This is a genomic window from Uliginosibacterium gangwonense DSM 18521, from assembly GCF_000373965.1.
Lineage (GTDB): Bacteria > Pseudomonadota > Gammaproteobacteria > Burkholderiales > Rhodocyclaceae > Uliginosibacterium > Uliginosibacterium gangwonense.
The window spans coordinates 250,249-273,917 of sequence record NZ_KB892857.1 but is presented as its reverse complement, the minus strand read 5'-3'; the positions used below and the strand labels follow the sequence as shown (position 1 = coordinate 273,917).

Below are 23,669 nucleotides of genomic sequence, written 5' to 3'. Positions count from 1 at the left end.
GTTGCAAAGCTGAGTCAAGCACAAAATGTGGTCTGACCAATTTTGGTCTGCTGGCGTAGAATCTTCCCCCAAGCGTGCATTGGCATGCCACAAAGGAAGGAGACAGACGCATGAAAAAAAGAATTACTCTGACTACCGCCGGGCTGGCCCTGGTGTTGGCGGCATGTAGCAGCAACCCCCCGGTTGCCTCGACACCGAGTCGGCCACAACTGACGGCGGCCCAAGCCGAGAACTTCACCATGGCGACGTATTTCGCCAAGGCGGGCAGCATCAAGAATCTGGTGACGGACAACTGGAACCCGGAAAAGGCGCCCATTGGCGATGTAGCGAGCTTCAAGGCAGATTACGTGGTGAGCCCGGATGGTAGTAGCGGCTACCGCAGCGTGCAGGCCGCCATTGATGCCGCTACCAAGGCGGGCGTAGCCAAGCCGCGTTACTACATTGAGGTCAAACCTGGTACCTATCGTGAGCTGGTGTGCACCAAGGGTGCGCCCCCCATCACGCTCTACAGCACAGAGGCCGATGCCTCCAAGACCCTGATTGTATTCAACAATGCCAACCCCACACCCAAGGCGGGCGACCAGAGTGCCAACTCCTGCAATCCGAATATGGGCAGTGCCAAGGGCAACCTGAGTTTTGGCACCAGCGGGAGCGCGAGCTTTGCAGTGTATTCCGACGATTTCCAGGCCAAGAACCTGAGTATCGGGAATGACTACGTGCCGGGCACCTATCTCAGTGGCAACCAGTCCGCTGTGGCCCTGATGACCATGGCAGACCGCCTGATCTTTGAGAATGTGCGTTTCCTTGGGCATCAGGACACCCTGTACCCCAAGACGGCAGCCCCGGATGTCGTGCAGCGGGTGTACTTCAAGAACAGCTATGTGGAAGGCGATGTGGATTTCATCTTCGGCCGCGCCACGGCGGTGTTTGAAGGCTGCGAAGTACGCTTCCTCGGTGGGCGTAGCGCGAAGGAGTCGTTTATCGGCGCGCCCAGCACCTACCTGGAAAATCCCTATGGTTTCCTCTTCCAGCACAGCCGTTTTACCGCAGACGCCAAGACGCCCGCGCAGAGCGTATTCCTGTTGCGCCAATGGTTTGAAGGGAATATCCCCACCAATGTTGGCAAGATGATTGTGCGGGACTCTGAACTGGGGGGCCATATCCAGCGTGAGGCTCCCTGGGCACCGTGGGGGACGCGTACCAGCCCGGCCTGTAGTGCACAAGGCGAGGCGTGCAGCAGCAAGACGCTGGTGCTCTACGACTCCTCGAATTACTACGCACCTGGGGCGGACCCTCACAACCCGCCTGAGCAATATCTGGCTGAATACCGTAACATCGGCCCAGGGGCAGCCAAGCCCCGCGACTGAACAAGCTTAAGGAAATATAAATACGAAGGGGCAAAAGCCCCTTCATGCTTTGTAACAAGGCGTAACGTTACAAATGGCATGAACAGCCCTTTGTGCATAAACCAAAGATAAAGTCCAGGTTGAGAGTAGGTGTTTTCCCTTGGTTGCTTGATTTTCCTTAAATGTGAGATCGTTATGCTTTTGCGAAGCATCAAATTATAGAAAAATCTTCTATGCTACGCGCGTGTGAATTGCGCACCAAGCCTGTGCCAGTCTTGCCTCGCTTTGGTGCGACATGTTTGGGGCTGGTTTGGTGCGTTGCAGCAACGATTGACTTGATCTAAAACCGCTCCTACCATTGGGCGGTTATTGAGGGAGCCGTGGTGCCTGTGCGTATTGGCCAGATGTATAAAGCCGTTGTATTGCAGCTTTTGTGTGCATCACTGGGGGTTGCGTGCGGCGCTGCAATGTATGGTTTGGCAGGCGCAATCTCTGCCGGTCTGGCCGGTTTGGCCTATGTGCTGCCCAGCGCATTGTTTGCCTGGGGGCTGCAAGCCCTGGCAAGGCAGATGAATGCGGTATATGGGATCACGCTTCTGCTGGGTGAGTTCATCAAGATACTCTTGGTGGTACTCGTCCTGGTGGGAATCGCCTGGGTATATCCCGGCGTGCTATGGGGGGCAGTGGTGATGGGGTTGATCATCACGCTGCAAGCGAATTTTTTGGCTTTTTTGGTGAAACCCTGAGATGTCAGCAGAACACGAAACCGCGCAACAAGGTGTGACAGCGGGCGAATACATTAGCCACCACCTGACCTTTTTCAATGGCACGGGTGCCAAGCAGCAAGCCCTCATTGACTGGTCTGTCCTGAACTACGACACCCTGTTCTACTCCACCGCACTTGGCGTGCTGACCTGTCTGGTTTTGTGGCTGGCTGCGCGGCGTGCCACCTCCGGGGTGCCGGGGCGTTTCCAGGCCGCAGTCGAGCTGCTGGTCGAACTGGTGGCCGATCAGGCCAAGGGGCTGATCCACAGCGCAGAATCCCGCAAGTTTGTCGCCCCGCTGGCGCTGACGGTCTTTGTCTGGGTGTTCCTCATGAACGCCATGGACTTCCTGCCGCTCGACGTGCTGCCCGATCTGTGGCGCGGCGTCTATGGTGGCATGGGGCACGATGCCCACCAAGCCTTCATGCGCGTGGTGCCCACTGCCGACATCAATGCCGCTCTGGGTATGTCGATCACGGTGCTGTTGATCTGCCTGTACTACAACATCAAGATCAAGGGCATTGGTGGCTGGGCGCATGAACTGGTGAGCGCACCGTTTGGCACCAGCAAGAACCCCGTATTTGCCCTGGTGTTGGGCGTCATCAACTTCGCCATGCAGATCATCGAGTTCGTCTCCAAAACCCTCTCGCATGGCATGCGGTTGTTCGGCAACATGTTCGCCGGCGAACTGATTTTCATGCTGATCGCCCTGATGGGCGCTGCCTGGACCGGCTGGAATGTCTCCAGCATCCTGCTGTTTGCCGGGCATTTTGTTGCAGGCTTTGCCTGGGCCGTGTTCCACATCCTGGTGGTTGTGCTGCAGGCCTTCATCTTCATGATGCTGACCCTGGTGTATGTGGGGCAGGCGCACGAAGGGCACTAAGCGCATAGGGTTTGTCTGGTTTTTGCTGTACCCGTTTTATCCAACCCAGCAGGTTTGCTGTTTTATTTACTTATCATTTTGTAATTAGGAGCTGTCATGGAACAAGTTTACGGTCTCGTCGCCCTGGCCTGCGGTCTGATCATCGGCCTGGGGGCTCTTGGTGCCTGTGTGGGCATCGCCCTGATGGGTGGCAAGTACCTCGAATCCTCGGCACGTCAGCCTGAACTGATGAACGCGCTGCAAGTCAAGATGTTCCTGTTGGTGGGTCTGATCGACGCGGCCTTCATTATCGGTACGGGTATCGCTCTGTGGTTTGCGACTTCCACGTTCCTGAAATAAGTCTTTCTTGAGCGACAACGCATCCCATCATCAAGAAAGGTAATTGCCGTGAATCTGAATGCAACGCTCATAGCCCAGCTCGTTGTGTTCTTCGCACTGGTCGTCTTCACGATGAAATTCGTGTGGCCACCGATTGTGAAGGCACTTGACGAGCGCGCGACCAAGATTTCCGACGGGCTTGCGGCAGCAGACAAGGCGAAGACTGATCAGGCACTGGCTGAGAAGAAGGCAACCGAGTTGCTGCGCCAAGCGCGTGAATCGGCTGCAGAACTGCGCAGCGGTGCCGATCGGCAGTCTGCCCAGATCATCGACGAAGCCCGTGCTGAAGCCGTCCGTATCGTGGCGCTGGCACGTGAAGCTGCCGAACAGGAAGCCGGTTCTGCTGCCCAGCACGCCAAAGAGGCGCTGCGGGACCAGGTGGCTGCACTGGCGGTTGCTGGTGCCGAACGCATCCTGCGTCGTGAGATCAATGCCCAAGTCCATGCCGATTTGCTGGCCAACCTGAAACAGGAACTCAAGTAAGCCATGGCCGAGAATCTCACCCTTGCGCGCCCCTATGCCGAGGCCGTCTTTGCGCTCGCGCAAGAGGGCGCAAGCCTGACGGCGTGGGCTGAGGTACTGTCGCGTCTCGCACTTGTGGCTGCGGATGATTCTGTGCGTGACTGCATGGAAAATCCACGCCTGCAAAATGACCAGATCGCCAAGCTGCTCATCGAGTCTGCCGGCATTCCTTTGAGTGCCGAACAACAAGGCTTTGTCCAGCTCTTGGTTGAAAATGGCCGTGCAGCACTCTTGCCAGAGATCCACTCCCTTTTCGTCTTGCGTAAAAACGAGACCGAGGGAGTCAAGGACGCATTGGTGACCTCTGCCTTTGCCATTGAAGAGAGCCTGCAAAAGCAACTGACCGCAGATCTCGAAGCCCGGTTTGGCCGCCTGCGTGTCACTGTGCAGATCGACCCCGAGTTGATCGGTGGCATTCGTGTTGCTGTCGGCGACGAAGTGATTGACGCCTCGGTGCGTGGCAAGCTTGCCACGATGGCCGCTGCCCTGAAGAACTAGGAGCATCCAATATGCAACTGAATCCCTCTGAAATCAGCGATCTCATCAAGAGTCGCATTCAGAACCTGCAACTGGCGGCGACGGCGCGTAACGAAGGCACCGTTGTTTCGGTGACCGACGGCATCTGCCGCGTGCACGGCCTGACCGACGTCATGCAGGGTGAAATGCTGGAATTCCCCGACAACACCTTCGGCCTCGCGCTGAACCTGGAGCGTGACTCCGTGGGCGCGGTGGTGCTGGGTGAATACGAACACATCACCGAAGGCGACACCGTCAAGACCACTGGCCGCATTCTGGAAGTGCCGGTTGGCCCTGAACTGGTGGGCCGCGTGGTCAACTCCCTGGGCCAGCCCATTGACGGCAAAGGCCCGATCAATGCCAAGCTGACTGACAAGATCGAAAAGGTGGCGCCGGGGGTGATCGCCCGTCGTTCCGTTTCGCAGCCGGTGCAGACGGGTCTGAAGTCCATCGACTCCATGGTGCCGATTGGCCGTGGCCAGCGCGAGCTGATCATTGGTGACCGTCAGACCGGTAAGACTGCCGTTGCGGTTGATGCGATCATCAACCAAAAGGGTCAGAACATGATCTGTATCTACGTGGCAGTCGGCCAAAAGGCTTCGACGGTTGCCAACGTGGTACGCAAGCTGACCGAACACGGCGCCATGGAATACACCATCGTCGTGGCCGCCACCGCCTCCGAATCCGCTGCAATGCAATTCATTGCACCGTATGCCGGTTGCACGATGGGCGAATACTTCCGTGACCGTGGCCAAGACGCCCTGGTGATCTATGACGATTTGACCAAGCAAGCCTGGGCCTATCGTCAGATCTCCCTGCTGCTGCGCCGTCCGCCGGGCCGTGAAGCCTATCCGGGTGACGTGTTCTACCTGCACTCCCGTCTGCTCGAGCGCGCTGCCCGCGTCAACGAAGAGTACGTCGAGAAGTTCACCAAGGGTGAAGTCAAGGGCAAGACCGGTTCGCTGACCGCGCTGCCGGTGATTGAAACCCAGGCCGGTGACGTGTCTGCCTTCGTGCCGACCAACGTGATCTCGATTACCGACGGCCAGATCTTCCTGGAAACCGACTTGTTCAACGCCGGTATCCGCCCCGCGATCAACGCCGGTATCTCGGTGTCCCGCGTCGGTGGTGCAGCACAGACCAAGGTGATCAAGAAGCTCGGCGGCGGTGTGCGTCTGGCCCTGGCCCAGTACCGTGAGCTGGCTGCGTTTGCGCAGTTTGCCTCCGACTTGGACGAAGCTACCCGCAAGCAGTTGGAACGTGGCCGTATGGTGACCGAGCTGATGAAGCAGGCTCAGTACGCACCGCTGTCCGTGCCGAAGATGGCCGTGACGCTGTTCTGCGTCAACAAGGGCTACTTCGACGACGTTGAAGTTAAGCGTGCGCTGGAATTCGAAGCCGCCCTGCACCAATACGTTGGCAGCAAGTACGCCGCCCTGCTCGACAAGATCGAATCTTCCAAGGACCTCGATGCCGAAGGCGAGAAGCAACTCGCTGCCGCCATCGAAGAGTTCAAGAAGACCTGGGCCTAAGCGGCGGAGGGGCTGAACATGGCTGGCGGTAAGGAAATCCGAACCAAGATCAAGAGTGTGCAGAACACTCGCAAGATCACCAAGGCCATGGAAATGGTGGCGGCCTCGAAGATGCGTCGCGCTCAAGAGCGCATGCATGCGGGCCGCCCATATGCCGAAAAGCTGCAACGCTTGGCTGCCCACCTGGCGCGAGCCAATGTGGTCGACTACCGGCATCCTTTCCTGACCAAGGTGGATAACCCGAAAAAGATCGGTGTCATCCTCATCTCCACAGACAAAGGCCTGTGCGGTGGTTTGAACACCAACCTGTTGCGCGTGCTGGTCAACCGCATGCGTGGCTGGCAGGACCAAGGCTTAGCCCATCCTGTCTTCACCTGTATCGGCAACAAAGGTTTCGGCTTCATGAGCCGGATGGGCGGGAAGGTTGTTTCCCACGCTGTCCAGCTCGGTGATACGCCCCACCTTGAGCAGTTGATCGGCCCGGTCAAAGTCATGATCGATGCCTATCTGGCAGGCGAAGTCGACACGGTTTATATAGCCTTCAACCAGTTCGTCAACACCATGAAGCAAGAGGCAACGCTGGAACAGCTCCTGCCGCTGAGTGGTGATGCGCTGGGGACGCCAGGCCATGCCTGGGACTATATCTACGAGCCGGGCCCGCAGCAGGTGATCGACGACTTGTTGGTGCGATACGTTGAAACGCTGGTGTACCAGGCGGTGGCTGAGAATATGGCTTCCGAACAGAGTGCCCGGATGGTGGCCATGAAATCTGCATCCGACAATGCCGGCAACGTCATCAAGGAATTGCAACTGGTCTACAACAAGACTCGTCAAGCTGCGATCACGACAGAAATTACCGAGATCGTCAGCGGTGCCGCGGCGGTTTAATTTTAGGATTTTGGGGATATGACTATGAGTCAAGGTTCCGTAGTTCAGTGCATCGGCGCTGTGGTGGACATTCAGTTCCCGCGCGAGGCGATGCCTAAGGTATATGATGCCCTGATGTTGGACGCTTCCGAAGAGAACGGCCTTGTTGAAGCTGGCCTGACTTTCGAAGTGCAACAACAGCTCGGCGATGGCGTGGTGCGTACCATTGCCATGGGCTCGTCCGACGGTATCCGTCGTGGCATGAAGATCAACAACACCGGCGCCGGGATTTCCGTGCCGGTCGGCCACGGCACCCTGGGCCGCATCATGGACGTATTGGGCCGCCCGATTGACGAGCTGGGCCCGATCGCCTGCGAAGAAAAGCGTGCCATCCACCAGCCTGCACCGAAGTTCGACGAGCTGTCGCCTTCTGTCGAGCTGCTGGAAACCGGCATCAAGGTGATCGATTTGATCTGCCCGTTTGCCAAGGGTGGTAAGGTCGGTCTGTTCGGTGGTGCCGGTGTGGGCAAGACCGTGAACATGCTGGAACTCATCAACAACATCGCCAAGCAGCACAGCGGTTTGTCGGTGTTCGCCGGCGTGGGTGAGCGTACTCGTGAAGGGAATGACTTCTACCACGAAATGGCGGATGCGGGCGTTATCAAGCTCGACAACATGGCCGAATCCAAGGTCGCCATGGTGTTCGGGCAGATGAACGAACCCCCGGGTAACCGTCTGCGCGTGGCATTGACCGGCCTGACGATGGCCGAGAAGTTCCGTGACGAAGGCCGTGACATCCTGTTCTTCGTGGATAACATCTACCGCTACACGCTGGCCGGTACTGAAGTGTCCGCACTGCTGGGCCGTATGCCTTCCGCCGTGGGTTACCAACCGACCCTGGCCGAAGAAATGGGCAAGCTGCAAGAGCGGATCACCTCCACCAAGGTCGGCTCGATCACCTCCATCCAGGCCGTGTATGTGCCTGCCGATGACTTGACCGACCCGTCGCCCGCCACCACCTTCCTGCACTTGGACTCCACCGTGGTGCTCTCCCGTGACATCGCCGCGCTGGGTATCTACCCCGCAGTGGACCCGCTGGATTCCACCTCCCGCCAGCTTGACCCGCTGGTGGTGGGCGAAGAGCATTACAACGTTGCCCGTGCCGTGCAGCAAACGCTGCAACGCTACAAGGAACTGCGCGACATCATCGCCATTCTGGGGATGGACGAACTGGCCGCTGAAGACAAGCTGGCTGTGGCACGTGCCCGGAAGATCCAACGCTTCCTGTCGCAACCCTTCCACGTGGCTGAAGTGTTTACCGGCTCGCCCGGCAAGTACGTCACGCTCAAGGACACCATCCGTGGCTTCAAGGGTATTGTTGACGGTGAATACGACAACCTGCCCGAACAAGCCTTCTACATGGTGGGAACCATCGAAGAAGCGGTTGAAAAGGCCAAGACGCTGCAATAAAGCACCGGCGTATGCGTGGGTGACGGGCTTGCACCTGCCACCCGCGAAACGTCATGCTGATTGCGTATCAGAAAAGGAATTGCTATGGCAATGACCGTACAAGTCGATGTCGTCAGCGCAGAAGAGCAGATCTTCTCCGGCTTGGCCGAACTCGTCTCCCTGCCGGGTGAATCTGGTGAGCTGGGCGTGCTGCCCGGCCACACCCCGCTCCTTACGCGCATTCGTCCGGGCATGGTGCGGATCAAGGTTCCGAATCAGGCCGAAGAAGAAATCGTGTTTGTTGCCGGTGGCCTGCTCGAAGTTCAGCCCAACCTCGTGACCGTGCTGGCGGATACCGCCATCCGTGGCCGCGATCTGGACGAAGCCAAGGCGTTGGAAGCCAAGCGTCATGCCGAAGAAGCGCTGGCCAATCGCAAGGCCGATATGGACTACGCGAAGATGCAGGTCGAACTGGCGGAAGCTATCGCCCAGCTGCATACCATTGATCGCCTGCGGCGACATTAAGACGCGCACCTATCAGGTCCAGCGTTGATCAAAATAAAACAGGGTGCCTACGGGTACCCTGTTTTGCTTTGGTAGCGGTTATCATGCCCATACAAATCAAAAGGGGGCCTCATGAACGTACAGACCATCCTCCAGCAACTGGATCGCTACTACCAACAGGACGAACACACCCGGATTGAGCCCTTCCTGCTTGAAAACATCGACAAAGCGCAGGCTGCGAACGACAAGGCAACAGCCCTCACGTTGCTCAACGAATTGATGGGCTATTACCGTGGCATGAGCCGCTTCCAGGAATCCATTACCATCGCCAATAAGGCGGTCGCCCTGCTGGAAGAGATGGGCTACAAAGGCACGATTCCCTACGCTACTACCCTACTGAACGTAGCCACGGCCTATCGGGCAGACGGGCAGATTGGCAAAGCCATCGAATTGTATGAAGAAGTCATCCGCATCTACAATTCCCAGCGCCAGACCGATGTCTATTTGATGGCCAGCCTGTACAACAACCTGAGTCTGGCCTATCAGGAACTGGATGACCATGCCAAGGCCATTCAGTTCCTGGAACAGGCGCTTCCCCTAATCAAAAGCCTGCCCGATAGCGATGTAGAAGTGGCGGTGACCTACACCAATATGGCATTGTCAAAAATAAAATGCGCCCGCCTGCCCGAAGCCAAAGCCGATCTGCTGCAAGCAGCAGGCTTATTTGAAGCGCATACGCCCCTAAATTCCCATTACGGTGCAGCCTTGGCCGGGCTGGGCGAAATTGCCTACCGTGAAGGCAATACGCAGGAAGCCATCACCCGATACGAGCGGGCTTTGTCAGAACTCCTGCCGCACTATGGCAAAAATCTCTACTACGCTATCACCCTGGGGAGCCTTGCCGTGGTGTATGAAGACGTGGATCAGGTCAAGAGCCAGGCGCTGGCAGAAGAAGCCCGCCAGATCCAGGCTGCTTTGCAGTAAAACGCCATGAAAGGGCTGGAACTCGCCAGAGCCTACTATGCTGCCAGCAAGGAACAACTGCTGACACCCTACGGGGCCTATCGTCAACGGATCGCCTGTGGTCTGGTTGGGCCAGGATCAGAGTGTTTGGGGTTTGATGACGAATATTCGCGTGATCACGACTTTGGCCCTGGTTTCTGCCTCTGGTTGAGCGACCAGGATTTTGCCACCATCGGGCAGGCCCTCCAGGCCGATTACGACAAACTACCCCAGGAATACGCGGGTTTTTCAGCCCGCAGCAGCAATGCGCGTAGTGGCAAGCGGGTTGGGGTGTTCTCAATCTCCGGGTTTTATAGTCAATTCCTAGGCGCGCCGCAATTGCCCGTCAGCGATGCCGATTGGCTGCAGATTCCCGAGCCCTTGCTTGCTACAGCGGTGAATGGCGAGGTCTTTGAAGATCCGCTTGGCATTTTCACAGAAATTCGTAGCGCCCTGCAAAGCTACTACCCAGATTCGGTCAAACGCCTGAAGCTGGCGACTGCGGCGGCCAAAATGGCGCAAAGCGGCCAGTACAACCTGCCGCGTGCGGTGCGCAGAGGGGATATGACGGCAGCACTTCTGGCGCAGGCTGAATTCATCACTTACGCCTGTCAGTTTGTCTATGCGCTCAACAACCGCTATGCCCCCTTCTACAAATGGCTGCATCGCGGTATGCGGGATTTACCACGGCTGGGCAGGCTGCATGCCAAAATCGGCTTGCTGGCACAGACCCCCTGCGTAGCAGTGCAGAACATGATTGAAGATATCTGTGCTGATGTATTGATTGAGTTGATCACCCAGGGCTACACCACACCAGGGGACGCGTTCCTGGAGGCGCACGTGGACGCGATCCTGGCCCACAAACAGGATGTAACACCATGACCCGTATTGATGAAATCATTGCGCTCGAATGGGGCTTTTTCGATAAGGTGCAAAACGAAGGCGGGCGTGCAAACTGCCAGGATGATTTTGAAACCTTCCAGATCATGCGCAAAAGCCAATTCCTGTGCTGGGACGACGCCACGACTGAAAGCTATCTCGCAGACCTACGCGATGCCAAAGAACTTGGCCGGAATCTGATCCAGGAAAAGTATGCCCGCATGATGGCATCCACCGCGCCTAGCCAATATGCCATATTCGTTCATACCCTGCCGGCATTAAGCCCCTGGCAGCTCGCCTCCATCGAAGCTGTCATCACCCAGCAACTGATGTGGCGGGAAGCCTTTGCGGTGAGCCATCCGCAAATGTCGAGCCAAGCCCGCCTGATCCATACAGCGGAAGACACACCCTACGAAACATCATTCGAGACTTACCTTCGTGGTGAATTGGGCACCTATTCCGAACAGACCCTAAGGGCCTATCAGAATATGATTCTGGACTACGCCAAGGCGGGCAAGAATATCACCACAGAAACGATGAACCAGACAGCGAAGCTCTATGGCTACCCCGATCTGGATACCGCAGAACGCATGCTGCGGGAGACATCTTAGCTCGCTGAATGCATCGCTTCAATGCGATAGATTGCACAGGATTCCGCTAGCATGCGCGGCAGTGGTAACCCTGCTTCTGCAAGCCATGCGCCGTGCCCTTGGAGCGGAGGTGTTTCGCCCCTGCCTGCAGCAAGCAAGGTATTGTTGAGCGGCGAACTGGTCCATTCCGGCGCAGGTGGGTCCAGGCGCTGTATGCGGTATTCCAGGTCATGCTCCAGCATGGGCAGGCGTAGCGGTGGCGTATAGCGGCAAGTGGTTGGTGCCGTGCGATAGACAAACACGATGAGGTCACGCGTGCCGCCATGCGCCTGCCATACGACATTGTCGCCAAGCTCCCCAAGCCAGACCTGACCGTGATGGAGCCTCTCACGCCAGCACTTGTAAAGATCAAGCCAGCACTTGAGAGCGTTTCGCTGCGTTCTATCAAGATGGCGCACATCCATCTCGATACCCAGATGTCCTGGCAAGGCGACCGCAGCGCGAAAGTCCAGATTCTGGCTGCGTCCGGTGGTATGCGCAGGCGCCGGGCCAATGTGGGCGCCCATGATTTCTGGCGGTATGAATTGCAGGGCGCCGCGCTGAATACCTACGCGCGAGAGTGCATCATTGCAGTCACTGGTCCACACGCGATGGGTGTGGGCAAGAATCCCCATGTCGATACGCCCACCCCCTGAAGCACAACTCTCAATCTCTACTGCAGGATGGCTGGCGCGCACACGATCAAGCAAGGCGTAGACGGCCTGCACAAAGCGCCGGTAGGCCGGGCGGGCATTTGCATCACCGGCGTGAGCAAGATCACGATTCATGTCCCACTTGATATATGCTATGGGAATTTCGTTGAGCAGTGCGTCGATGCGTTCAAAGAGATAGTCCGCTACTTCGCCGCGCGAAACATCCAGCACCAACTGATTGCGCATGGTGTGCAGAGGGCGGCCTTCAATCTGCAAGGCCCAGTCCGGGTGGGTGCGGAACAGCTCACTGTCGGGATTAACCATTTCCGGCTCCAGCCACAAGCCGAATTCCATGCCCAGGCTTTGCACGTACTGCGCCAAAGGAAGCAGGCCATCGGGATACTTTCCCTCATCCGGCCACCAGTCACCCAAGGCTGCACGGTCATGATGGCGCCCATGAAACCAGCCGTCATCCAGCACGAAACGTTCTACCCCAATCTCTGACGCCGCTTCGGCAAGCGCCCGAAGTTCATCTGGGCGATGATCGAAATACATCGCCTCCCAAGTGTTGATATGGATGGGCCGGGGGCGCATGGTGCCACCGGGCCAAGGAAGTGCAGCACGCACCGCTGCATGAAAATTTGCCGCCAGCCCGTTCAATCCCGCTGTAGAGCAGGACGCCACCAGCACAGGGGTATCCAGTGTTTCTCCCGGTTCCAGGCGTACTTCGCCCGGCGCCAGCCACTCACCCAGTTGCCATTGGAATAGGGCGTCATGCAGGCGCTCAATCAACTGTCGATGGTTCCCAGACCATGCCAGATGGGCGCCAAATGCTGTGCCTGCATGCTCTGTTGCACCGGGGAGCATGACCACCGCACCGGGGAACGTATCGTGAGAAGTACGCCCCCGACGATTCTCGCGCAACCATATGTCATGCGAGAGCGGATCATGCTGTACCTGGAATTCGTTGGCCCATTGCCCGAAGAAGGAGCGAACCTGCTGAGCGTGCCCGGGTAACACCAGGGTGCCTGCCGCCAGCCACTGCACATCCAGCACATCCACGCCCCTGTTGTGCAGGCTGGAGTGGAGACGCAGCACGTCGTGTTCATCCAGGGCCAGATGGATATCCAGCCCCAACTGCGCCACGGTATCCTCCAGGTGCAGAATCAGGCTACGCCCGGGCTGTGCCCATTCGATACGGCATTGATCGAAAGCCTGTTCGAATTGCTGGCCCGCGCGGTGCGCCAGCAGGGCACTTTGCCCGAACCACGCACCCCCAAAACAGGGGGCAATGCTCAGTGGCTGGTCCACATCCATGGTGGCAGGCGGAAAAGCCCTGCCATCGCGCAAAGGTGCCAAGGGCGCGCAGCCTTCTGGCAGCCGTGGCCCCCAATAACGCCACAAAGGGGCTTCATGCGGGCGATACTCGAGCACAACCGTCGTATGGCAGCCGTGCAGGATGAGATAGTCTGTACCTGATTCGGGTGCGTGGGTATACATGATCAATAGATACGGGCCCCGGCTTTGTCAAAGAGCAACGCACATTGGGTGCGGAAACGTGCTTCATATTGCTGGCCGATTGCGAGGTCTCGCCCGTGCTTGGTTTCGATCACGACCATCGCGCCGGATTGTGAGCGTGCGTAGGCAAACGTCTCCCCGCCCAAGTGTTCCAGCATATCCAGCTTGAGATTCAGAAGGCCATCCCCATCGTCATGGAAGTGTTCAGGGCGGATGCCAAGGGATACCTCCTTGCCCTCTTCCGGCATGGTGCCTTTGAGCGGGATCGTGACGGCGGCACCGCCAAAGTCAGCAAGCTCCACCTGACAATGCGTGCCATCATTGTCTTTGACGCGGCCATTGAAGAAGTTCATGCGTGGTGAGCCGATAAAGCCTGCCACAAAGGTATTTGCCGGGTTGTCGTAGAGTTCCAGCGGCGCGCCCACCTGCTCGACCAGCCCTGCACGTAGCACCACGATCTTGTCGGCCAGGGTCATGGCTTCCACCTGATCGTGGGTGACATAGATCGTGGTGGTCCCCAATTCGCGGTGCAGGCGGGCAATCTCGATACGCATATGCACACGTAATTCTGCATCAAGATTCGAGAGCGGCTCGTCAAACAAAAACACCTTGGGGTCACGCACGATGGCGCGGCCAATGGCGACCCGTTGGCGCTGCCCGCCGGACAAGGCTTTGGGCTTGCGCTCCATCAGTGCTTCCAGGCCGAGGATTTTTGCGGCGGCGTCGACCTTGGCGGCCACCACCTCCTTGGCAACTCCGGCGAAGCGCAGGGCAAAGCCCATATTTTCGCGCACCGTCATATGCGGGTAAAGCGCGTATGACTGGAACACCATCGCCACCCCGCGCTTGGATGGATCGACCGCATTCATCAATTGCCCGCCAATCTGCAACTGCCCGCTGGTGATATCTTCCAGCCCGGAGATCATCCGTAAAAGCGTCGATTTGCCACAGCCGGAAGGGCCGACGAATACAACGAATTCGCCATCCTGGATGTCCAGACTGACGCCCTTGATGATATCTACGTTGCCAAAAGATTTACGAACATCGTTCAGCTTTACATCCGCCATTGTCAATTCTCCGTGGGCCATCCGCCCTTGCGCAAACTGTCTGTCCCGGGTTTATCGGGCGGCCAATTTCAAATGCTTTTCACCGAGTCGTCGGGTCGTGACCTGCACGTCGATTGGCCCTGTTTCTCCAGTGGTCTCAATCCAGCAGGCGGCAATCCCCCCCCTGAACAACAAGACATCCGGCCCCAATACCCGTGCCTGGCCAGTGAGCTTGATGTTGACGACGTCGTCCAGGAAGGGCAACAGCCTCCCGGCTTGATCCAGGGCGCGGATGATGATGCGGGTGGCATCTTTATCGTTAGCGATCAGTTCCAGGTCATCCGCTTTCACTTCCAGCGTGGTGGGGACAGGATTGCCGCTCAGACGTACCTGCGCAACCGGTTTGCCATCGATGAAGCCGGTGATCACTCCATCCTGCCAGAGCATGCCCCAGGCGCCCAGATCGTTGATATTGACGTGGCGACTGTCGATAATGACTGGGGCATGCGGTAGATGCGGATAGGCTGTGCGATCCGGTTCGGCACGCTTGGCCATGAAGTCACCGAACTTCAGTTCCACGTAATCGCAGTTGGTCAGCACGATCAGTGGCAGCACCTCACAGCGGTCTTTTTCGCCGCGCGCCCAGTAGGTAACGGGTTCCAGCACAATCTGTTCATCCGGTTCGCACTGGCTGGTATAGGCATAGGCCGCGAATTTGGGTTCGCGGAGGATGTCCATGACACCGTGGTGGCAGATGCGGTCGCCTGCGCCGAAATCCTTGTGGGTGTTGTAGTCATTCATGCACCAGCCGAGCACGCCTGAAATATTCGGGTTGGCATACGCGGCATCCAGGATTTGCAGGTGACGCGTCACATGTTCGGATTGGCGGTGTTCGGCATCAATCCGCTTGGTGGGATACATATGCCCATTGCATTCTGTGACGAAGTAAGGCACATCACGATCCAGCCCCGTAATGTGGCGTGGTGCGCGCAAGGGGGCAACCGGCTGCCCTTCAAAAAACTCTGTGGGTGCGCCGTTGGCAAAATCGTTAATGGTGTAGACGTCTTCGAGCAGTTCGCTGTTTTGCAGGAAGCGCACCCCACCCGTCTGGCGTGTGCTGTCCAGCGCATGAGCCAAGGCGTTGGTGCGGGTGTAGAAATCGTGACTGTCTTGTGACTCGTTAATGCGCACGCCCCATAGAACAATGGAGGGATGGTTCCAGTCACGCTCGATCATGCGCCGCACGTTTTCCACCGATTCATCCTGCCAGGCTTGCCCGCCGATGTGCTGCCAGCCGGGGATCTCTTCGAACACGAGCAGGCCGATTTCATCGCAGCGATCCAGAAAGTAGGGCGACTGCGGATAGTGCGAGGTGCGGGCCAGATTGCACTTGAGTTCGTACTTGAGGATATCTGCATCTTTTTCCTGCGCACGTTTGCCCATGGCATAGCCCACATAGGGGTAGGACTGATGGCGGTTGAGCCCACGGATCTTGAGTGCCTTGCCATTGAGCCGGAAACCATCGGGCGTGAACTGTGCGGTGCGAAAGCCAAAACGGCTGGAGATTTCGTCACGGCCCTGTGTCGTCTGGATGCGTACGACCACGCGATAGAGTTGCGGGTGCTCAAGCTCCCACAAGGCTAGGCCGCTCAAGGCATCAAAGTCGATGCGGAAGTGCTCGCCAGTCAGCTCCTGGGCCTTGCTGTGCAACACTGCACCGCCCATGTCGCACAAATCAGCCTGCACCTGCCCTGCCATGAGCAAGCCTTGTGGATTGCCCAGCACCCCGACAATGCTGACTGATTTGGCATCGCTCAGTTCGTGCGCTGTTTCGATCTTGATATGACGGATTGCTACTGCGTCGGTGAGTTTGAGCCACACATCGCGGTAGATACCCGCGTAGGTGAGGTAATCAATCTGCCCGCCAAAGGGGGGGATTTCCGGATTCTCACTGCCGTCGATCTTGACGGTGATGAGGTTGTCCCCGTGCTTGAGCAGCCCGGTCAGGCGGGCCTCGAAAGGGGTGTAACCATCTTTGTGGTGGGCAACTTCCTGGCCATTGAGCCAGACCATGCTGTTGGCCATGGCGCCATCGAAGACCAGCGAGATTTCACGATCTGCAAATTCTTCGCTCCAGGGCAGGATTTTTTGATAGCCGAACTCCTTCTGATAACAGCGCTCATCGAAGTAGTTCATTTCCAGGTCAACCGCATTGTGCGGCAGGCGCACAGTTTCCCCTGGGCTTGCTTGGGCGACCAACTCGCTTGAAAAGTTGTTGTGAAAGGTCCAGCCAGCGTTGAGTTTGGTGATTTTTCGCATCACTATTTCCTTATTTGATTGATCCGAGCATCCCTTGGACGAACTGGCGTTGCATGGCAAAGAACACCACCAGGGTGGGCAGTGTTGCCATGACGGTGGCAACCATGATGACGCCAAAGTCAGGGAAGTAGGCTGACCCCATCGAGGACAGCACCAGTGTAATGGTCTTCATTTCCGGCGACTGTAGTACGATCAGTGGCCACAGGAAACTGTTCCAGAACATCATGAAAACAATGATGAACGCCGCTGCGTAAGTGGAGCGCATGACTGGAACATAAACGAAAAGGAAGATCTGCCATTCTTTGAGGCCGTCCACGCGGGCTGCATCGCGCAGTTCGCCAGGAAATGCCTTGGTGCTCTGGCGGAAGTAGAAAATGATATAGGCCGATGAGATCAGCGGCAGAATCACCCCCGCGTGGGTGTCGAGCATGTCTGCGGAGGCCATCAGGATGAAAAGTGGAATCATCAGGGCGGCAAACGGAATCATCATCGTGAGCAGCAAGCCTTGATAGAGGCGCTCGCGGGCCCTGGAGCGGAACACTTCAAAGCCATATCCGGCCAGTGAAGACACTAGTAAGGTAAAGAGCGTGCCGAGAATGGCGACCTTGGCCGAGTTCCAGAAAATCAATCCGATGTTGAATTGCTCGGCAAATTTCCCGATGTTTGAGAACAGTGCCGAACCAAAGCTGAGTTTGCCCTTGGTGACATCGGTGCTGGTGTTGGTCGCGCTGATTACCATCCAGCCAAAAGGGAAGAGTGACAGGAACGCCATGACCCCCAGGAAGGTGTAGGTCAGCGCATTGCGGATTTTTTCAACCCAGTTGATCATCATTCACGCTCCCGTGCTGCATAGAACTGGATGAAGGCGAGGATGGCCACGAGAATGACGATGACGTAAGACACCGTGGCGGCGTAGCCGAAGTTCGGGACAAACTTGAATGACAGGTTGTAGATATACAGTGAGAGCGTGAGCGTACTGTCCGAAGGCCCGCCGCTGGTGATGTTCATTGCCTCGTCAAACAACTGCAAGGTGCCGATGGTGGAGGTGACCGTGGTAAACAGGATCACCGGTTTGAGCATCGGGATGGTGATCGAGATAAAGCGGCGGAATGCGCTGATGCCATCAATGCGGGCGGCTTCGTAGATCGACTTGTCGATATTCTGCATGGCGGCCAGATAGAAGATCATGTTGTAGCCGGTCCACCGCCAAGTGACAGCGATGATGATGACTACCTTGGCCCAGAATGGGTCTGAGAGCCAAGGGATGGGTTCGCTGATCAGCCCCAGGTATGCAAGTGTGGAGTTGATTACCCCGTCATAGGAGAACATGCTCTTGAACAGCACCGAGTACGCTACAAGAGAGGTGACGCAAGGCAGAAAGATGATGGTGCGGATGATCCCCTTGGCTTTGAGATTGGGCATGTTCAGGCAGGAGGCCATCACCAGTGCCAGCACGATCATGATGGGCACCTGCACAATCAGGAAGACGAAGGTATTGGAGAGCGCCTTGATGAAGATCGGATCACTGGTCAAGCGCCCGATATTGCCCAGACCAACGAATTCGGTCACGGTGCCTTGCCCGGAATGCAGTGACATCCAGAGCGACTGGCAGATGGGGTAGACCATGAATGCGGCGATCAACGCCAGCGCGGCCGATACGAAACACCAGCCGTTGATGTCGTAGAAACGACGTGAAGCGGGCCGAGCTGCTTGCCCCATGACAATGTCTCCCAAGGTGATGGAGGGCAAGGCTATGCCAATGCCCTGGCGCAAGGAGGGTGTGCTGCTGTGTTTGGCGTGGGCGTTTGCGCCCACGCCAACAGGTGGAATTACTTCATCTGGCTGGCAAGTTGCTGCTGGATGTTATCCAGCACCTTGTCGACCGGCATGCCTTGAGCAAGGTTCGGCAATTGCGCGGCAACGGCGGCATCGCCTTCGGCGGTGTAGATGCCGTAGTTCACGCTGGGCACCTTGACGAGCCAGTCGCTAAAGCTTTGCCACACCTTGGCGCCACCAAAGAAGGGGTCGGCTTCCGAGTATGCCTTGCCGTTACGCGAGGCGAGCATGGTGCCGACCGCGCCACGCGATTGCAGGATGACTTGATAGAAATCCACGTCTTTGGCATAAATGGCATTCAGGAAATCGATTGCCGTATTCTTCTCCTTGCCGCCGGCCAACACGTACCAGCTGGAGCCTCCGAGGTTGGAGGCGTTGACGCTGCCCTTGATGTTCAGGGCCGGAATCGGCGCTACCCCCCATTTGCCGGACTGGCTGGCTTCGGCCTTGATGGAACCGGTGATCCACACGCCACTGAGCACACTGGCGACATCGCCCTTGTTGAAGGCGCCGACCCATTCACCCCAACCTGCGGTGGGTTTGAATACGTTTTGGGTGATCAGTTTGGCTTCCACTTCCAGTGCAGCTTTCAGGGCCGGGTTGTTCTTGATGTCCAGCTTGCCATTGGCATCAAAATACCAGCGCCCTGTTGATTGCATCATGATGCGGATCAGCGCGATATCCTGCGGGTCCATCGCCATCATCTTCTTGCCGGTGGCGGCTTCCACCTTTTTGGCAATTTCGATGAAGCGATCCCAGGTGATGTTCTGCATGTCCTTGTCGCTGAAGCCCGCCTTGGCAATCATGTCACGCCGGTAGTACATCCCGGTGACACCCGCATCGAAAGGCAGCCCGTAGACCTTGCCGCCCATGCTCATCAGATCAACTTTGTATTTGGCGAACTGTTTGTAATCCACCACGCCAGACATCGGGGCAAAGGCGCCGGGGAAGGAGCGCAGATACTTCGGTGCGTTGTAATCCTCAATCAGCACAATATCCGGCAGGGTCTTCGTCACGCCGGAAGCCAGTGTGGTCTGCAGCTTTTGTTCGAGATCGGCCTTGGCCATATCGACAATCTTGAAGGTGACATCCGGGTGCTTGGCCGTGTAGCGCGCGCCCGCTTCCTTCATGATGGCGATGTTGAAGTTGGGGTCCCATGCCCAGACGGTGACTTCTTTGGCCGAAGCCGCAGCAGCCGAGAACATACCAGTGGAAGCGAATGCAAGACCAGCGATTGCCTTGAGAGTGGTGCGCTTTGCAAAGTTCATGATGTTCCTTTCTGTGAATGGCTCAAGCGGCTGGCCAACTGATGCTGTACAGGCCGCCTGTTGTCTCCTGGGCCTCTTGCCGTGCGGGGGTGGCCCTCTGCGCAAGATGGCTCTGCCTTGTTATGGTGCTACGGGCTACTGCATGCTTGACCGCCCAAATCGTTCAGATGACTCCCTGTGGTTAAAATTTAAGCGGTTAAATTTTTGACGGTCTAAGCGCTGTTGCGATTCCTGCTGAAGCGAGAAAATGTACTTGATGATTATGGTAAACCCCAGTGTTTGCCCGCATTTAAGCGTTTAAATCTGGTGTTTTTGGAATATACTTCCCGCAAATCCGAGTTGCAAGCCTGGCTGAGAATTTCTTTTTCACCCCATGCTGGTGGATTCCTCATAGAAAACTACATATGGCCACCCTAAGCGAAGTTGCACGCCTTGCGGGCGTGACCACCGCCACCGTCTCGAACGTCTTGCGCAATCCCGGCAAGGTCAGGCCCGCCACCGTTGCACGCGTGGAGGCGGCGATTGCGCAGCTTGGCTACCGCCCCAACCTGATGGCGCGTGCCTTGGCGCGGGGCAAATCCTGTATGGTCGCCTTGGTGCTGCCCAGCATCACCAACCCGTTTTATCCTGAGCTGGTGCGTGTTGCCGAGCGGGTGGCGCGTCAGCGCAAGTATTTTCTGATGGTCTGCAATACTGACGAAGACCCGGAAATTGGCCACGCCTACCTCAACCAGATTGCAGGCACACTGGCCGATGGGGTGCTGGTACTGCATATGGGGATGGCGACCGAGGTGATCGAGGAGTTACGCGGGCGTCATGCGCCTATCGTGCTCGCCTCCGAAGAGTTTGAGGATTTTTCCGATGGCCTGCCGCATGTCATTGTCAATTTTCGTCGCGCTGGTCAGGTGGCTGCGGAGCACCTGCTCAAGCTGGGGCACCGCAAGATTGGCGTGATCGTGGGGCGCGGGCTGGAAGGTATGCAGCATCTGCGTCTGGAAGGCTTCAAACATGCTTTGCTGGACGCGGGTGTGGCGTTTGATGAAAGCTGCGTGCAATGCGTTCTGGATACCGTGCCTGGGGGCTATCAGGCCACCAGCAGCCTGCTCTCCACTCATCCGGATATGACAGCCATTTTCGCCACGAATGACTTGCTGGCTTTTGGTGCCTCTCAGGCCTTGGCTGACCGGGGTATCCGCATTCCGGGGGATATCTCGCTGATCGGCATCACTGATATCCAACTGGCCCAACAAATGCGTCCGGCATTGACGACGGTGGCGCTGCACATCCAGGAGATCGCCAAGATTTCCATCAATTTGCTGTTGGATCTGATTGAAAACCCCGGCCACCAGCCAATCCTGGTGCGAGCTCCGGAGCCTGAATTGGTGGTGCGCGCATCAACCAGTAGTTTGCGCAGGGGTCATCTGCATAGGGGGTAGCAGGCGATGAGGGTGCTTCAAACCCCGGTTTTCATTGCGCAGAAATGCAAAAAGCCCAGTCAGTCGACTGGGCTTTCTACTATCTGGTGGGGGCAGTAGGATTCGAACCTACGACCAATTGATTAAGAGTCAACTGCTCTACCAACTGAGCTATACCCCCGGAAATCTGTCTGTTTCTGTTATTTGGTAGGCCGTGCGGGATTCGAACCTGCGACCAACGGATTAAAAGTCCGCTGCTCTACCAACTGAGCTAACGACCCCCAGAAACTGAGTCGCTTAATATATCTTCCGATTTATGTGGTGTCAAGTATGCGCTTACGGTTTTTTTGGCGCAGAGAGCATTGCAGCAAGGTTGGCGAGCCGCGCCCGGCCTTCTGCCTGGGTGACTGGCGGGGCATCCTTGCCGCTGCGGCGGAGTCCGTCACCGAGTTCCTCAATGAAGCGTGAGGGCTCAATCGTGAGCATTTCGCCAGCAGACTTGCGCCGTTCGCACCACGTAATCGTGAGGCTGCGCTGTGCGCGGGTGACGCCTACGTACATGAGGCGGCGCTCTTCTTCGATCTTGTCTTCATCAATACTGCTCTGATGGGGGAGCATGCCCTCTTCCACGCCGACGAGGAAGACATGGGGAAATTCCAGCCCCTTGGAGGCGTGCAGGGTCGCAAGCTGCACGGCGTCGACTTCTTCGTCTTCCCCTTTGTCGAGCATGTTGATCAGCGCGATGGTCTGGGTAAGTTCCAGCAGGTTCTTGTTGTCTTCCTCGCCTTTGCGGGAGAGCCAGCTGATGAAATCACGCACATTGTTGGATTTCATTTCGGCTTCGCGCACGTCGCAGCTTTCCAGCAACCAGGCTTCGTAGCCGATGGTGGCCAGCAGTTCTTCAAGTAGGCGCCCGGCAGGCTCGCGCGTGGCGCGGTATTCAAGCTTGTTGATGAAGTTGGCGAAGCCCTGCACGGTTTCAAGCTGGCGGGCAGAGAGGTGTTCGGTGACGCCTTCTTCAAACGTTGCCGCAAACAGGCTGATGTGGCGACTGGCAGCGTAGCTACCCAGTGCTTCCAGTGTGGCGGCGCCAACGCCTCGGCGTGGGGTGGTGATGGCGCGGATGAAGGCCAGATCGTCGTCACCATTGGCAATCAGGCGCAGGTAGCTGAGGATGTCGCGGATTTCGGCCCGGTCAAAGAAGCTCTGCCCGCCGGACATGATGTAGGGGATCTTGTGGTTGCGCAGTTGCTGCTCAATCAGCCGGGCCTGATGGTTGCCCCGATAGAGAATGGCGTAGTCGCCAAATTGGCAGCGGTTCTCGAAGCGGTGGGTGGAGATGCGCATAGCCACCATTTCGGCTTCCTGATCGGGGTCGCGGGCGGCCACCACGTGAATCGGCTCACCCAGGCCGTGATCGGACCAGAGTTTTTTGTCGAAGAGCTTTTCGTTGTTGGCGATCAGGGTGTTGGCCGCATTGAGGATGCGGTTGGAGGAACGGTAGTTCTGTTCCAGCTTGATGACCTTGAGCTTGGGGTAGTCGCGTTGCAGCAGATGCAGATTTTCCACGTCTGCACCTCGCCAGGCGTAAATGGCCTGATCGTCGTCACCCACGGCGGTAAAGGCGCCGCGCACCCCGGCGAGTTGGCGCAGCAGGCGGTACTGGGCGCGGTTGGTATCCTGGTATTCGTCGATGAGCAGGTAGCGCAGCTTGTTTTGCCAGCGTTCCTGCGCTTCCGGGTGCTCGTCAAACAGTTTGACGGGCAGCCCAATCAGGTCATCAAAATCAACACCCTGGTAGGCGCGCAAGGTTTTTTCATAGGCCGGGTAGAGCTTGGCGGCGGCCTGGGTGATCTCGTCGGTGATGAGCTTTTCGGCTTCCGAAGGGGGAATCAGCGCGTTCTTCCAGCTGGAGATGGTCCATTGCAGGGCCTTGAGTGTGGCCTTGTCGGTGCTGCCTGCCAGTTCGGCGAGAATCTGGTGCAGATCGCTGGTGTCCAGAATCGAAAATTGCGGCTTCAACCCCACCAGCTTGGCTTCCTGACGCACGATGCGCACCCCCAGGGCATGGAAGGTGCACACGGTGAGCTTGTTGGCCTGGCTGCTGTCGAGCAGCTTGCTCACCCGTTCGTGCATCTCGCGCGCGGCCTTGTTGGTGAAGGTGATGGCGGCAATGTTGCGTGCTTCCAACCCACATTGTTGCACCATCCAGGCGATTTTTTGGGTGATGACACGCGTCTTGCCGCTCCCTGCGCCCGCCAGTACAAGACAGGGGCCATCGAGATACTTTACGGCTTCGCGTTGAGGGGGATTCAGGTGGGAGAGCATGCGGCAGCAGGTGTG

General features: G+C 57.3%; 21 protein-coding genes and 2 tRNA genes. 14 read left to right on the top strand and 9 right to left on the bottom strand.

Going from position 1 to position 23,669, the window contains the following annotated elements:
- Nucleotides 1–110: 110 nt before the first annotated feature.
- From B145_RS25905 to B145_RS0115780, 13 genes are all read left to right on the top strand, one after another.
- On the top strand, nt 111–1,367 hold the full coding sequence (locus tag B145_RS25905; protein ID WP_018608593.1) for a pectinesterase family protein: 1,257 nt from the start codon (nt 111–113) through the stop codon (nt 1,365–1,367).
- Nucleotides 1,368–1,729: 362 nt separating this feature from the next.
- A complete protein-coding gene (locus B145_RS0115835; protein ID WP_157288454.1) occupies nt 1,730–2,092 on the top strand; it encodes an ATP synthase subunit I in 363 nt (120 codons plus the stop codon).
- 1 nt (nt 2,093) lies between these two features.
- Entirely contained in the window at nt 2,094–2,993 is a 900-nt protein-coding gene (gene atpB / locus B145_RS0115830; protein ID WP_018608591.1) for a F0F1 ATP synthase subunit A, read from the top strand.
- Between the two features lie 96 nt (nt 2,994–3,089).
- On the top strand, nt 3,090–3,332 hold the full coding sequence (atpE, locus tag B145_RS0115825) for a F0F1 ATP synthase subunit C (RefSeq protein WP_018608590.1): 243 nt from the start codon (nt 3,090–3,092) through the stop codon (nt 3,330–3,332).
- A gap of 48 nt (nt 3,333–3,380) precedes the next feature.
- Nucleotides 3,381–3,854 (top strand): F0F1 ATP synthase subunit B, encoded by a 474-nt coding sequence (locus B145_RS0115820; RefSeq protein ID WP_018608589.1) that lies wholly within the window; start codon nt 3,381–3,383, stop codon nt 3,852–3,854.
- 3 nt (nt 3,855–3,857) lie between these two features.
- Nucleotides 3,858–4,391: a F0F1 ATP synthase subunit delta gene (locus B145_RS0115815; protein ID WP_018608588.1), complete on the top strand. Its 534-nt coding sequence runs from the start codon at nt 3,858–3,860 to the stop codon at nt 4,389–4,391.
- 11 nt (nt 4,392–4,402) lie between these two features.
- Entirely contained in the window at nt 4,403–5,941 is a 1,539-nt protein-coding gene (atpA, locus tag B145_RS0115810; RefSeq protein ID WP_018608586.1) for a F0F1 ATP synthase subunit alpha, read from the top strand.
- Between the two features lie 18 nt (nt 5,942–5,959).
- A complete protein-coding gene (gene atpG, locus B145_RS0115805) occupies nt 5,960–6,829 on the top strand; it encodes a F0F1 ATP synthase subunit gamma (protein ID WP_018608584.1) in 870 nt (289 codons plus the stop codon).
- A gap of 24 nt (nt 6,830–6,853) precedes the next feature.
- Entirely contained in the window at nt 6,854–8,278 is a 1,425-nt protein-coding gene (atpD, locus tag B145_RS0115800) for a F0F1 ATP synthase subunit beta (protein WP_018608582.1), read from the top strand.
- 84 nt (nt 8,279–8,362) lie between these two features.
- Nucleotides 8,363–8,782: a F0F1 ATP synthase subunit epsilon gene (locus B145_RS0115795; protein ID WP_018608580.1), complete on the top strand. Its 420-nt coding sequence runs from the start codon at nt 8,363–8,365 to the stop codon at nt 8,780–8,782.
- Nucleotides 8,783–8,893: 111 nt separating this feature from the next.
- Entirely contained in the window at nt 8,894–9,745 is an 852-nt protein-coding gene (locus B145_RS0115790; RefSeq protein WP_018608578.1) for a tetratricopeptide repeat protein, read from the top strand.
- 6 nt (nt 9,746–9,751) lie between these two features.
- The gene (locus tag B145_RS0115785; protein ID WP_018608576.1) at nt 9,752–10,645 is read left to right on the top strand and encodes a DUF4037 domain-containing protein; all 894 of its coding nucleotides are present in this window, start codon (nt 9,752–9,754) and stop codon (nt 10,643–10,645) included.
- A complete protein-coding gene (locus B145_RS0115780) occupies nt 10,642–11,253 on the top strand; it encodes a DUF4125 family protein (protein WP_018608574.1) in 612 nt (203 codons plus the stop codon). The genes B145_RS0115785 and B145_RS0115780 overlap by 4 nt, the downstream gene beginning before the upstream one ends.
- On the opposite strand, the gene B145_RS0115775 is transcribed toward B145_RS0115780, so the two are convergent.
- From B145_RS0115775 to B145_RS0115750, 6 genes are all read right to left on the bottom strand, one after another.
- Nucleotides 11,250–13,424 (bottom strand): alpha-galactosidase, encoded by a 2,175-nt coding sequence (locus B145_RS0115775; protein ID WP_018608572.1) that lies wholly within the window; start codon nt 13,422–13,424, stop codon nt 11,250–11,252. The two genes, B145_RS0115780 and B145_RS0115775, sit on opposite strands and share 4 nt — an antisense overlap.
- 2 nt (nt 13,425–13,426) lie before the next feature.
- Nucleotides 13,427–14,509, bottom strand: a complete 1,083-nt coding sequence (locus B145_RS0115770) for an ABC transporter ATP-binding protein (protein WP_018608571.1) — start codon at nt 14,507–14,509, stop codon at nt 13,427–13,429.
- A gap of 51 nt (nt 14,510–14,560) precedes the next feature.
- The gene (locus B145_RS0115765) at nt 14,561–16,807 is read right to left on the bottom strand and encodes a glycoside hydrolase family 2 protein (RefSeq protein ID WP_018608569.1); all 2,247 of its coding nucleotides are present in this window, start codon (nt 16,805–16,807) and stop codon (nt 14,561–14,563) included.
- Nucleotides 16,808–16,817: 10 nt separating this feature from the next.
- A complete protein-coding gene (locus tag B145_RS0115760) occupies nt 16,818–17,639 on the bottom strand; it encodes a carbohydrate ABC transporter permease (protein ID WP_018608567.1) in 822 nt (273 codons plus the stop codon).
- Nucleotides 17,636–18,526, bottom strand: a complete 891-nt coding sequence (locus tag B145_RS0115755) for a carbohydrate ABC transporter permease (RefSeq protein ID WP_026259191.1) — start codon at nt 18,524–18,526, stop codon at nt 17,636–17,638. Before B145_RS0115755 ends, B145_RS0115760 begins: the two co-directional genes overlap by 4 nt.
- Before the next feature lie 110 nt (nt 18,527–18,636).
- Nucleotides 18,637–19,911, bottom strand: a complete 1,275-nt coding sequence (locus B145_RS0115750) for an ABC transporter substrate-binding protein (RefSeq protein WP_018608563.1) — start codon at nt 19,909–19,911, stop codon at nt 18,637–18,639.
- A gap of 404 nt (nt 19,912–20,315) precedes the next feature.
- Here B145_RS0115750 and B145_RS0115745 point away from each other — a divergent pair, with 404 nt between their 5' ends.
- Nucleotides 20,316–21,347: a LacI family DNA-binding transcriptional regulator gene (locus B145_RS0115745; protein WP_018608561.1), complete on the top strand. Its 1,032-nt coding sequence runs from the start codon at nt 20,316–20,318 to the stop codon at nt 21,345–21,347.
- A gap of 84 nt (nt 21,348–21,431) precedes the next feature.
- Here the strand turns inward: B145_RS0115745 and B145_RS0115740 are convergent.
- The 3 genes from B145_RS0115740 to B145_RS0115730 all read right to left on the bottom strand — a co-directional run bounded on the left by B145_RS0115740 (nt 21,432) and on the right by B145_RS0115730 (nt 23,654).
- A tRNA-Lys gene (locus B145_RS0115740) sits at nt 21,432–21,507 on the bottom strand.
- 24 nt (nt 21,508–21,531) lie between these two features.
- Nucleotides 21,532–21,607: transfer RNA gene (locus B145_RS0115735), tRNA-Lys, on the bottom strand.
- A gap of 55 nt (nt 21,608–21,662) precedes the next feature.
- A complete protein-coding gene (locus tag B145_RS0115730) occupies nt 21,663–23,654 on the bottom strand; it encodes a UvrD-helicase domain-containing protein (RefSeq protein ID WP_018608560.1) in 1,992 nt (663 codons plus the stop codon).
- Nucleotides 23,655–23,669 lie beyond the last annotated feature (15 nt).